General features: G+C 70.8%; 11 protein-coding genes. 6 read left to right on the top strand and 5 right to left on the bottom strand.

What is annotated here, in order from left to right; translation table 11 throughout:
* Positions 1-43: 43 nt before the first annotated feature.
* The 3 genes from HH310_RS27300 to HH310_RS27290 form a co-directional block, all read right to left on the bottom strand.
* Positions 44-682: an HD domain-containing protein gene (locus HH310_RS27300; protein WP_312034352.1), complete on the bottom strand. Its 639-nt coding sequence runs from the start codon at positions 680-682 to the stop codon at positions 44-46.
* Positions 683-876: 194 nt separating this feature from the next.
* On the bottom strand, positions 877-1,581 hold the full coding sequence (locus tag HH310_RS45500; RefSeq protein WP_169178518.1) for a response regulator transcription factor: 705 nt from the start codon (positions 1,579-1,581) through the stop codon (positions 877-879).
* Positions 1,582-1,696: 115 nt separating this feature from the next.
* The gene (locus HH310_RS27290) at positions 1,697-3,055 is read right to left on the bottom strand and encodes an XRE family transcriptional regulator (RefSeq protein ID WP_169178517.1); all 1,359 of its coding nucleotides are present in this window, start codon (positions 3,053-3,055) and stop codon (positions 1,697-1,699) included.
* Between the two features lie 251 nt (positions 3,056-3,306).
* On the opposite strand from HH310_RS27290, the gene HH310_RS27285 reads away from it, so the two are divergent.
* Together HH310_RS27285 and HH310_RS27280 are read left to right on the top strand one after the other, a co-directional pair.
* Positions 3,307-5,064: a hypothetical protein gene (locus HH310_RS27285; RefSeq protein WP_169178516.1), complete on the top strand. Its 1,758-nt coding sequence runs from the start codon at positions 3,307-3,309 to the stop codon at positions 5,062-5,064.
* Between the two features lie 9 nt (positions 5,065-5,073).
* Positions 5,074-5,214, top strand: coding sequence for a hypothetical protein (locus HH310_RS27280; protein ID WP_169178515.1), 141 nt, complete (start codon positions 5,074-5,076; stop codon positions 5,212-5,214).
* A 27-nt stretch (positions 5,215-5,241) separates the two neighbouring features.
* Here the strand turns inward: HH310_RS27280 and HH310_RS27275 are convergent, their stop codons facing one another.
* Positions 5,242-5,601, bottom strand: a complete 360-nt coding sequence (locus HH310_RS27275) for a helix-turn-helix domain-containing protein (protein ID WP_169178514.1) — start codon at positions 5,599-5,601, stop codon at positions 5,242-5,244.
* Between the two features lie 115 nt (positions 5,602-5,716).
* Between HH310_RS27275 and HH310_RS27270 the strand changes: the two genes are divergently transcribed.
* The 3 genes from HH310_RS27270 (at position 5,717) to HH310_RS27260 (ending at position 8,520) form a co-directional block, all read left to right on the top strand.
* The gene (locus HH310_RS27270; RefSeq protein WP_169178513.1) at positions 5,717-6,754 is read left to right on the top strand and encodes an LLM class flavin-dependent oxidoreductase; all 1,038 of its coding nucleotides are present in this window, start codon (positions 5,717-5,719) and stop codon (positions 6,752-6,754) included.
* A gap of 273 nt (positions 6,755-7,027) precedes the next feature.
* Positions 7,028-7,573 (top strand): sigma-70 family RNA polymerase sigma factor, encoded by a 546-nt coding sequence (locus HH310_RS27265; RefSeq protein WP_211192684.1) that lies wholly within the window; start codon positions 7,028-7,030, stop codon positions 7,571-7,573.
* A 20-nt stretch (positions 7,574-7,593) separates the two neighbouring features.
* Positions 7,594-8,520: an AraC family transcriptional regulator gene (locus HH310_RS27260; RefSeq protein ID WP_169178512.1), complete on the top strand. Its 927-nt coding sequence runs from the start codon at positions 7,594-7,596 to the stop codon at positions 8,518-8,520.
* On the opposite strand, the gene HH310_RS27255 is transcribed toward HH310_RS27260, so the two are convergent.
* Complete coding sequence (locus tag HH310_RS27255; protein ID WP_169178511.1) at positions 8,510-9,184, bottom strand: alpha/beta fold hydrolase; 675 nt, start codon at positions 9,182-9,184, stop codon at positions 8,510-8,512. The genes HH310_RS27260 and HH310_RS27255 overlap by 11 nt on opposite strands.
* 103 nt (positions 9,185-9,287) lie before the next feature.
* Here HH310_RS27255 and HH310_RS44940 point away from each other — a divergent pair, with 103 nt between their 5' ends.
* On the top strand, positions 9,288-11,900 hold the full coding sequence (locus HH310_RS44940; protein ID WP_169178510.1) for an AAA family ATPase: 2,613 nt from the start codon (positions 9,288-9,290) through the stop codon (positions 11,898-11,900).
* Positions 11,901-11,950: the final 50 nt, after the last annotated feature.

The raw sequence follows: 11,950 nt of genomic DNA, 5'->3' as shown, positions 1-11,950 counted from the left end.
GAACTGGGGGTCACGCTCCGGATCGGTGAGATTCCCCTAAGGTCTATTCAGGCCAGTCGGAGTTCTCGATGACCTCGACGAAGTCGATGTGGCGATAGCCGGGCACGCGATGCTCCAGCACGTCACCGTTCACCGTGCCGAAGGTGGAGTCGGGCCGGTCCCGGAAGCCGTTCGCGAACGCGTCGACGATCGCCTTCTTGAAACCCGGACGCGGGTGCGCCGCGGTGACCGCCTCGATGTCGCGCACATCCAGGTAGTGGTAGCCGATGCCCAGCACGTCGGTCTCGACCCCGGCGGTGACCAGCGCGACCTCGGCCTCCATCCGCCACGGGACCTCGGGCGTGGTGTGCAGCGCGATCGCCTCCCACACCAACCGGGTGGACGCCTCCGGCACGCCGTGCGCCTGCAGGAAACGGCGGGCCTCGTCCGCGCCGTCCAGCTCGAAGCGCTGGTCCTCACGGCGATAGAGCGGGGTCAGGCCGAGGTCGTGGAACATCGCACCGACGTACAGGAGCTCGGGGTTGAATGGCAGGCCGAGGCGGCGGCCGTGCAGAGCGCCGAACAGGAAGACCCGCCGCGAATGGTGGAAGAGAAGGTCGTCCGTGGCGATCCGGACGAGGTCGGTGGCTTCGCGGATCATCTTGGAGTCGGGGATGTCGATTCCCGCGATCGACTGGTACACGGCATTCCTCCGGGGTCGGGTGGCTGATGGGCCAAGCGTCACCGAGCGGAACGGGGTAACGCCCCGAATTCTCTGCCATGCTTCCCTTGATTTGGGACATGACCAGCGGAGCGGTGGAGGCCGGCCCGGGAGAGTCGCGGGTCCCCCGAGCCGGCCCGCCCCGGCACCGGGCCGCGCCGGGGCGTGGGCGAAAGTCAGGGCGTGACGTAGCCGAGCTCGATCGCGCGGCGGGTCAGCTCGGCCTTGTTGCCCGCGTTCAGCTTGGTGCGGATCCGCTTCACGTACGTGCTCACGGTCGCCTCGGTCAGTCCCATCCGCTGGCTGATCTGGCCGTGCGTGAGACCGCGTGCCACCCACTGCAACGTCTCGACCTCGCGGTTGGCCAGCTGCGGTTCGCGCGACGGCGGTTCCGGCGCGATCTGCTTGACGAGATGAGCGAGCAGATCGACGCATACATGCAGCCCGCCGTCGCGTACGGTCTGTACCGCGGCGAGCAGCTCGGCCGCGCCGGACTCCCGGGTCAACAGTGCCCGCGCGCCACCCTGGAGGGCGACCGGCAGGTTCGGCGGATCGTCCGGCCGGCACAGCGCGATGATCCGGCTGTCGGCCGGCATCAGGCTCCAGTAACCCGGTCCGAGACGGGAGCTGCGCTGCCCGTACAGGTCGAGCACGACCAGCGCGGGCGGCTCGCTGGCCGGCAGCGCGGTGATGCTGTCCACCCGGTGGCGCACGCTGACGCCGGGCGCGCCGGCCAGCACGTGCGTCAGGCCGCTGCGGATGATCGTGTTGCTGGACACCACGGCGAGCCCCAGTGGCTCCTGACCGCCTCGGTATACGGCGTCCGCCCTAGGCTGCATCGCGATGCTCATCTGCTCCTCGTTCACCGGCTTCACGGACACCCGGCGGCGCCCTTGCCCCATGGAAAGTCCCAATTCGGTCGTCGCCTAGGCGGAATTGGCGGCGGGGTTGCTAAAACTGCCGGTTCTGCCGCCGGAACGGCTGTGTCGATCGCTACTATGGCCGGTTTGAACCCGCCAGCGCGTCGCCGGCGGCCTGCGTCTCGGCATCGGCGGTGCGCATCGCCGCGAACAACCGCAGGATCTCGGCCGGCTCGTCGTGCGTGCTCAGCAGTTCCTGCGCCAGCAGCGTCAGCGGTTCCGCCAACCGGTAGGAGCCGGCCGGCAGCGCCTCGAGCAGGCTGGCGTCGGCCAGTTTCTCCAGCACCCGTCCGGTACGGTCGGCGTCGCTCTCGATCAATGCCGCCGCGACCGGCGCGGTGATGGTGGTGCCGCTGGTCAGCGCCAGCCGGCGGAACAGCCGGCGGCCGGTGGCGTCGAGCAGCGCGTACGAGCTGAGCAGCACCGATCGCACCGAAAGGTCGCCGCAGACGAGCTGGGAAAGCCGGGTGCGTTCGTCGCGCAGGAGCCGGGTCAGGTCGGCGATGGTCCACTGCGGACGCACGGCGAGACGGTTGCCCGCCACCCGCAGCGCGAGCGGCAGCCGGCCGCACAACTCGACGAGTTCGAGCGACGCGGGTGGTTCCGCGGCCAGCCGGTGCCACCCGGCGATCTGCCCGATCATCCGCAGCGACTCGCTGCGTCCGAGGCGGCCCAGCGCGAACCGGCGGCCGGCGTCCAGCCCGCCGAGCGTGTTGCGGCTGGTCACGATGACCATCGACGACCCGCCGCCGGGCAGCAGCGGACGGACCTGCGCCTCGCCGGCGGCGTCGTCCAGGATCAGCAGCACCGATCGGCTTCGGATCAGTGATCGGAAGAGCCCGACGCGGGCCTCCAGCGTCCTCGGAAGGTGATCCCCCGGCGCGTCCAGCAGGCCGAGCAGGACGCCGAGCACCTCGTGCGGATCGCGCGGGACCTGCTCCAGCCCGCGCAGGCTCACGAAGATCTGCCCGTCCGCGAACATCTCGGCCAGGCGGTGCCCGGCGTGCAGGGCGAAGCTGGTCTTTCCGGCACCTGGCGCACCGGACACGACGACCGGGTCGTGGCCCAGGTCGGGCGTGTATCCGACCCAGGTCAGCAGTTGGTCCAGCTCGGCCTCGCGGCCGAGGAAGTCGGCGGGGGCGGCCGGGAGCGGGTTGGCCGCGCGCTTCACCACGGCTTTGTCGGGCCGGGCGCCGCCCGCGCGCGCGGGCCGGGCCGCGGCGTGGAAGGCCCGCGCCTCCGCGCCCTCCAGCCCCAGGGCCGCGACCAGGGCGTCCACCGTCCGGCGGTGCGGGCGGCCGATGCGGTCACGTTCCAGATCGCTGACCGTCCGGATACCGAGTTTCGATCGCGCGGACAGCTCTTCCTGCGTCATTCCGGCACGTCGGCGGGCCTCGCGGAGCACCACTCCGAGGTTTTCCGTCGCCCGTTGCATGCGGCCACATTAGCCCGCCTCAAACCATGGCCGGCGATCTTGAAAAATTTGCTGTCGGCTGGATCACGCGGACCCATTCCGGGGACTGCGCCCGGCAGCCTGTGGCGTGCCGGACGCATCGCTGACCTGTGTAGTCGCGTTCCCTACACCCCGGCACGTTCCCTTTTGTGGACGCGCCTCCGATGCCACCCGCCGTCTATCGTCGGGCTGACCGGAGTTCATATTCGGCCGGAGTTCTGCGGGGGATTTCCATGGGCGACACCACGCTTGATAAGTCCACACTCGACGGTCTTATCGAATTCAAATTTGGAAGTGACTTCGCGGACGACCCCACGCGGCTCGATCTCGTCGCCCTCAGCCGGACGGGCCGGTCGCTGGACGCGGTCGCGAAGGCCGATCTGCGAGAGGTGCGGTGGGTCACCGACCTTTACCGCGGCCCGTCCGGCGGGTGGCGGCCGCTCGCGGTGCCGCCGCAGCTGCGCCGGATGTACTCGGCGACCGGCCACCACACCGTCGTCGGCGACGTGGCCATGCGCCCGGTGCGATACGGCGTCGCGGTCCCACTGCTCGCCGACCAGGCACTCGACCCGCCGGCGCGGGTGGCCTCGGCGGAGTCCGCGCACTTCGCGGCGACCGCCGTGTGGCTGGCCGAGATCGCGTTCGACCTGTCCCGGCCCGGCGAGTACCAGCGGCCGCCGATGGTGCTGAGCCACGACCCGGCCGTCCGGTCCGCGATGGCCACCGCGGTGAGCAGGCATCTGATTACCCTGGGCGTCGCCCGGGAGGAGGCGGCCCGGCTCACCGAGCGGATGTTCCGCGGCCCGGCGTATTCGGGCACGTCCGTGATCGAGGTGCGACCGGCACCGGACGAGCGGGTGACCGGCTACGGGCGGACGGTGGCGGTGCTCGATCTGCCGGCCGACGTGGATCCGCGGCAGGTGGCGTCCGCGTTGCTGCGGCGCGGGATGCCGCGGCCCGCGTGGGTGCCGCCGTCGGCCCGCGGGATGGTCGCCAATGAGCTGCTGTCCTCCGGTCCAGCGATCGCCGAGGAACTCGCCGGCCAACTGGCAGTGCCGGTCGCCGGCGAGGTGTCGGACCGCGCACTGCTGGATGTCGAGGCGCTGCTCTACGCCGAGGTCGGGTGGACCCCGGTGCCGTCGCTGGCCCGTCTCGCGCACGCGGTCCGGGCCGCTCCCGAGCCGGGTGTGGCCCTGGTGCGTCTGCGCGCGCCGGATCACTCCGAGAAGACGTCGGCGCTGGTGGCGACCCGGGAGGGCGTACGGTGGATTGATCTTGCGCAGTGCCGGCCGCTGCCCGCCGGGGAGATTCCCGATTTCGTACGCCACGCCGAGTCCGCCACCGTGCTGTCGTGCCCGCAGGTACGCAACGCGCTCTGGTCGCCGATCGCCGCACCCGTCGCCCCGCCACTCAAGATCCGTCTCGGCGGCGAGCTGCTGCATCTGATCGACGAGCACGGCCCGGAACTGGCCACGGCCCGCGGATTCGGGTATGAGGTGGCGGCGCGCCTGGCCCCGCCGACCGGCGCGTCCCCCACGATCATCGAGTTGATGACGCTGTTCTATGACCAATTGTCGGCTTTGCTGCTGAGCCAGATCGGGCCCGCGTCGCCCACCTTCACGGTGGACCGGCCGGCCGTGCTGAACGCCGCCGCCGGCACGTCGCTGCAGCGCATGCTCGGCCAGGCCACCGTCGTCCGCCGGTTGTTCGCCGACAAGTTCGTGACCGCGAATCCGGGCTACATGGCCGACCTGCGTGCCGAACGCGACGTGCCGCCGCGCCCGCGAACCCTCTGGCCGGTGGCGATTCTGGGCCGGCACGGCCTCCCGCTGTTCACCGCCGGCCGCTACGCCGACGAGTTCCTGAACCCCGACCCCACCAAACCGCGACTGGACGCGCCCGCCCTCACCGGCTCGGTCGGGCTGCACGTCTCCCGCGGTCCGCGTTTGCGGGCTGATCGGAGGAGGCAATCGATCTCCGCCCTGGCGTAGCGTCCGGGCATGAAGGCGCTGACCTGCGTTGTCGGCTGGCACAAGTGGGTGCGTCGTTCCACGCCGGACGGCACGCGATACCTGCGGTGTTCCCGCTGCGGCAAGGACGGGGACGGCAATCGCCCGCACCCGCTGGCCGGGGGCGCCTAGCTCGCGGCGTGACGAGAAACACGCTGTCTACAACCGCACGTCACTCCGATTATCGAATTCGGCGCGCGCGGCATCGATCGCCTCGATGTTTTGCAATCCCCAGCGCACCAGCGGCACGGTCGCGGCCAGAAGCGTCCGGCCCAGTGGCGTCAGTTCATACGTGACATTGGGCGGCATCACGCTGTAGACAGTGCGGGTGACGATGCCCTCACGCTCCAGCCCGCGCAACGTCGCGGTGAGCACCTTCTTGCTGATTCGGGGCATCGTGCGCTTCAGCTCGCCGAATCTCTTAGGCCCGGCGCTGAGCGTGTCGACGACGCCCAGCGACCATTTTTCGGCCACCAGGTTGAGGGTCTCGCGGGCCCGGCAGTCCTGCGTTGGCGTCATTGGTTACCTCCAGGGAACCGGGCACGAGAAAGTGCCTCATTGACCCGGCTCACAAGCTACTCCAAGGTGCAAGTGAACTGCGCAAGCAAAGACGGCATTGAAGGAAGTTCACCGCATGATCGGCGAGAAGTTCGAGCTAGGTGTCTACAGCTTCGGAGTCGCGGGACCTGACTCCGACGGCGACTTCGTCAGCACCGCCCAGGCGGTACGAAATGTTCTCGAGCAGATCCGCCTCGCCGAGCAGGTCGGTCTCGACTTCTTCGGCGTCGGCGAACATCATCACGAGCGGGTGCCGGTCTCGTCACCGACGTCGGTCATCAACGCCGCCGCCGCGATGACCTCCTCGATCACCCTGTCCACCGCGGTCAGCGTGCTCTCCACCGACGACCCGATCCGGCTCTACCAGCAGGCGGCGACGGCCGCGATCGTCAGCGGCGACCGTGTGGAGATCATCGCGGGGCGCGGGTCCTCCACGTTGCCCTTCCCGCTGTTCGGTTACGACATCTCCGACTACGACCGCCTTTACGCTGAGAAGTTCGCTCTGTTGCTGGCGATCAACGACCGCGACCGGGTGAGCTGGGACAGCACGATCCGCCCGCCGCTTCAGGACGCGCTCGTGGTGCCGCGTCCGGAGAAGCCGCTCAAGATCTGGCTGGGCAGCGGCGGCAACCCGAGCTCCTCGGTGCGCGCCGGGTCGCTGGGGGTGCCGATCTCTTACGGCGCGATCAGCGGGACGCAGGAGAACTGGGGCAAGCTGGGCGAGATCTACCGGCAGAGCGCGGCCGAGGCCCGGGTGGCGCCGGATCGGCTGGAGATCTCGGTGGCCAGCCACGGTTTCGTCGGCCGCGACGGCCTCGCCGTCAAGCAGCGGTACCACCGCCACGAGGTCGCGTCGTACGCTCTGGCCAACCGGTCCATCCCGGCGCGCTGGGAGGATGTCCGGCCGAATTACTCCCCCGGCGGCATGGTGTTCGTCGGCGAGCCCGCCGAGATCGCCGAACGCATCGTCGGTTTGCATCAATGTCTGCGGCACCGCCGGCACTTCCTGCAGATGGACATCGGCGGCATGCCGCACCGCGACGTCCTCCGATCCATCGAGTTGTTCGGCACCGAGGTGGCCCCGCTCGTGCGCGCCGAACTCGGCAGCCGCTGAACTCTGGCGCAAATAATCGCGACGATCAAGCATTCTGCCGGCCCCGGCACCGATGCACGCTTGACGCGATGCGATTCCTGATCGTTTTGTTGCGCCTTTCGCAAGGTCGTTTCGCATTTTCATCTGGCATTAGTTAATTGCCCGGAGATCAACTGTGTCCGAAAACGATATCTGCTTCCAAGCTTGACCGTACGCGTCGAGGGTGGTGACGGTCAGCTGGGGGGCACGACCGTCGCCGCTCAACGGATTGCCCCCGGTTTTCGAAAGGCAACCGTGACAACCGATAACGCGCATCTCGCGCCCGACCCAGAAATGCGCATGAACGCGATGTACGCGGAGCACGCGGGCCCACTGATGCGGTTCCTGCTCGGACTGACCGGAGGCGAGCGGTACGCCGCCGAGGACCTGCTCCAGGAGACGATGCTGCGGGCGTGGCGGCGTCTCGACTCGCTACCGCCCACCCGCGGTGAGGTGCGGCGCTGGCTCTACACCGTGGCCCGGCGGCTGACCATCGACGCCGCCCGGCGCCGGCGGGTGCGCCCGCAGGAGATCCAGCTCGTCGACCTGCGCGGGGTGCCGACCGCCGACGAGACGCTCGGGGCGGTGCTGGCCGCCGTCACGATGCGGCGGGCGCTCGCCGGGCTCAGCACGAGCCAGCGCGCTCTGCTGGTGGAGCTCTACGTGCACGGCAAGACCATCAAGCAGACGGCCGAGATGCTCGGCGTGCCCGACGGCACGATCAAGTCGCGAGCGCATTACGCCGTGCGGGCGTTGCGCGAGGCCGCGGCCGACACCGGCGAACGTTCCTTTGTTTCCTGACGTGAGGTTTTAGGACGAGCATGAGCAGTGACCCGCTGTCCGACGCCCTCGGGCTCGTCCGCGCGCGGTGTCTGATCTCCCGGGGTTTCACCGCCGGCGGCCGCCCGTGGGCCCTGCGGTTCGACGCCCGGCACCGGCTGAAACTGCACGCCGCGGTGCGCGGCGAATGCTGGCTGATCCTGGACGGCCGGCCGCCGGTACGCCTCGACGAGGGCGATCTGGCCGTCACCAACGGCACCGAGGCCTTCATCCTGGCCAGCGACCCGACGGTGCCCCCGCTCGACGCCGAGGAGTTGTTCGCCACCGATCCCGCCCCGATCGTGCCGCTGGGCGGCGAGGAGGTCATCGGCATCGCCGGTCACGTCCGGTTGGACAGCTGTTGCGAGGACTTGATTCTGGCCGCGCTCCCCACGATGACCCGGATCCGGGCCGCCGACCCCGCCGCCACCGTACTGCGGTATCTGCTCGATCGTGTCCTGGTCGAACTCGCCCATCCGGGCCCCGGCTCGGAGTTCGCCGGTGAGCAGTACGCGCAGCTCATCCTGGTGGAGGTCATGCGGTTCGCGCTGGACGGGCGAAACGTCCCGGAGACCGGTTGGCTGCGTCTGCTCTCCGACTCGGACCTGCGCCCGGCGCTGGCGTTGATGCACGAGCACCCGGCGCACCCGTGGCGCCTGACCGACCTGGCCCAGGCGGTGTCGATGTCCCGGAGCACCTTCGCGACCCGGTTCCGCACCCTGTCCGGCGTGCCGCCACTGACCTATCTGCACAATTGGCGGATCCGCCTCGCCCAGGCGGCGCTGCGCGACACCGACGCGACCGTGGCGTCGCTGGCCTCGCAGTATGGGTACGCCTCGGAGAGCTCGTTCAGCCACGCGTTCACCCGGACCGCCGGCGTCTCCCCGAGGCGTTACCGTTCCCTGCACCGCAACCGCGCTACCCCGTGATGAGACGCGCGACCTCGTCCGGGTGCGAGACCATCGCCAGGTGACCCGACGCAACCTCCACTGTGGTCGCTCCCATCCGGGACGCGAACAGCCGCTCGGCATCCGGCGGGATCGCCTGGTCACCGGCGGCGACCAGGTATCGGGACGGAAGCGACTTCCACGCCGGTACGCCCATCACATCCGTGAAGGTGGAACCGTTGAGCGGCTGCTGGACGGCGTGCAACACGCGTGCCCGTACCGGATCGACGCCGGAGGCGAAATGGGGCACGAAGTCGTCCTCCGGCAGCCAGACGAATCCCTGCTTGTCGGTCACCGGGTGTTCCAGCGCGGGCGGCGTCGGCCCCTGTGCCAGCAGCGCGCCCAGCGACTCACCCTGGTCGAGGCCGAACGCGGCGATGTACACCAGCTCGGTCACGTTCGGAGCGTCGGTACCCAGCGCGGTGACGATCTGCCCGCCGTACGAGTGCCCGGCCAGCACTGTCGGGCCGTGCTGTTGTTCGAGTACGTGCCGCAGCCGCGCGACGTCGTCGGCCAGCGAGGTCAGCGGAAACTGCGGGGCGGTCACGTGGTAGCCGGTGGCCTGCAGGCGCTCGATCACGCCGCTCCAGCAGGACCCGTCGGCCCAGGCGCCGTGCACGAGGACGATGTTCGGTCGTACGTCCATCTCTGGTGCTTCCTTCCCGGAACGTCAAAGCTCTCCCGCCATGCTCGTGGCCCGCGTCACGTCCGGGTATCAGCATGTTGACTGCACAACTACGCTGGCGCGCATGGCCGGCTTGAGGGGCCGCGACGCCGAGCTTTCGCAGCTGAGCCGCCTGGTCGCACCGGCACCGACGGCGAGCCACGTCCGGGTGCTGCTCGGCGAGCCGGGCATCGGCAAGACGGCGTTGCTGTCCGAGGTCGCCTGGCGGGCCGCCGCGGCGGGTTCGCGGGTGCTGACCGTCGTCGGCCACGAGTCCGAGCGCGATCTGGCGTTCGCCGGTCTGCATCAGCTGGTGCGGCCGATCCGCGACCGGGTGCCCGCCCTTCCGGACCGGCAGGCGCGAGCGTTGCTCGGCGCGCTCGCCCTCACCCCGGACCCGGTGCCGCCGGACGCGCTGGTCACCGGGATCGCGCTGCTCACCCTGTTGTCCGGGCTGGCCGCGGACGGCCCGGTGCTCATCGTCGCCGACGACGCCCAGTGGCTGGACCGCTCGTCGCTGGACATGCTCGCCTTCGCCGCGCGGCGCCTGGAGTCCGAACCGCTCGTCCTGCTCGTCGCGGCCCGCACCGACGTGCTGGACCGCGGCTTCCCGTCGCTCACGCTGCCACCCATCGAAGCCACCTCGGCCGCGCGGCTGCTCGACGAGCAACCCGACCCGCCACGTGGTCCCGCGCGGGAGCGGGTGCTCGCCCAGGCGGCCGGCAATCCGCTGGCGCTGATCGAGCTGGCCAAGACGATCGCCGCCGGCCGGCGGCTGATCGACGAACCACTTCCGCTGACCGACCGGCTGACCGCTGCTTTCTCGGTACGCGTCGACGACCTCCCGGCCCCGACGCGAGCGGCGTTGGTGCGGCTCGCGGTCGCCGGCTCGGTGGCCAGTCCGGCTTCGCTGGCACCGGCCGAGCGGGCCGGCCTGATCCGGGTCGACGCCGCGGGACCCCGTTTCACCCACCCGCTGGTACGCGCCGCCGTCTTTCACGCCGTCCCGTTCGCCGAGCGGGCGGCGGCCCATCTCCGGGTGGCTTCGACGCTGCACGACCAGCCGGACCGACGCGCCTGGCACCTGGCCGCGGCCGCCCTCGAACCCGACGAGCGAGTCGCCGCGCTGCTGGAGGAGACCGCCGCCCAGGCACAACGCCGGGGTGGCGTCGCCGCGGCCGCGCGGGCGTGGGAGCGGGCCGCCGATCTGAGCCCGGCCGCCGCCGACCGCGTCCGCCGCCTGCTCGCCGCCGCCGGCCTGGCACAGAGCACCGGCCAGGCGGACTGGGTGAACGACCTGGCCACCCGCGTTCTGGCGTCGACCGGCGACCCGGGGCTGCGCCTGATCGCCCGGCAGCGGATCGGCTGGGCGCAGGTCTGGTCCGGCCGGCACGCGGCCGCGCTGGCCACGCTGCTGGCCGTCGCGGTCGAGGCGGCACCGGCGTCGGGCTGGGCCGCCCTCGGTGTCGCCGCGACCGTCGCCTATCAGTCCGGCACCCTGGCGGATCGGGCGGCGGTGCTGCGCACGCTGGACCGGATGCCGTCCCCGGACGAGCATCCGGAGCAGCTCGTCTGGGCCCGGGCGTGTACCGAACCGCTGCCCGCCGAGGACACCGTCGGGTCGCTGCGCCGGATCGCGGCCGGCCCGGTCACCGACGCGGTCATGGTGGGATCGGCCGCCTGGCTGCTGGAGGAGACCGACCTCTCGATACGGCTGCTGCGCGAGGGCCTCGACCGGCTGCGTGCTCCGGGACTGCGTGGCGGCAGTGGTGGTGCCATGTCGTCGCTGATGTGGGCCTGTGTGGACGGCGGACGGTGGGACGAGGCGCTGGCGGTGGCCCGCGAGGCACGGGAGGCGGCCGCCGCGTACCGGATGGAACCGGTCGCCGCCTCGGCCGAGCTCTGCGACGCGTTCCTCGGCGCGCTTCGCGGCGAATCGTTGGACACGCTGCCGCCGACCGACACGGAATACCATTCCGCGGCGGCGCGCGCCCATCACATCGCCGGGCTGGTGGCCTTCACGAATGGTGACGTCGTCGGGGCGTACGGGAAGCTCCTGCCGTTGTTCGGTGACGACGGTTCGCCGTTGCACCATCGGGTGTCCTATTTGGCCATCGCGGATCTGGCGGCGGCGGGGGTGCGGGCCGAGCGGACGGCTGAGGTGCGGGCGGTTGTCTCGCGCGCCTTGTCCCGGGTTTCGGGCACACCGCTGGGACCGCGGCTGAGCCAGATCGCGTCGCGTGCGCGCGCCCTGCTCGGTGCGTCCGAATGCTACGAGGAGGCGTTGGCCGATCCGGCCGGCGAGACGTGGCCGTTCGAGCGCGCCCAGCTTAGGCTCGACTACGGGGAGTGGTTGCGCCGGCGCCGGCGGATCAACGACGCGAAACCGGTGCTGGCGGCCGCGCTGGACACCTTCCGTCGGTTGCGCGCCGAGCCGTGGGCGAAGCGGGCCGAGGCCGAGCTGCGGGCGTGCGGGGTGGCGACGACGACCGCACCGGACGTCCTGGCCGAGCTGACCTCGCAGCAGCGGGAGATCGTCCTGCTGGCCGGACGAGGTCTGACAAATGCCGAGATAGCCGACCGCCTGTTCTTGTCACCGCGAACCGTGGCGTCCCATTTGTACCGCTCGTACCCGAAGCTGGGCGTGGCCGGGCGGCACCAGCTTCGTGACCTCGCCGAAACTTCGCGCGCGGAGTGAACTCCCCGCCGGGCGGACCGTTGATAAATGCGGCAGCAATGGCGGTCAGC

Origin of the sequence: Actinoplanes sp. TBRC 11911 (assembly GCF_012933445.1) — a bacterium.
Classification (GTDB): domain Bacteria; phylum Actinomycetota; class Actinomycetes; order Mycobacteriales; family Micromonosporaceae; genus Actinoplanes.
The sequence above is the reverse complement of the archived record's forward strand: the minus strand, read 5'-3'. Positions and strand labels throughout refer to the sequence as shown.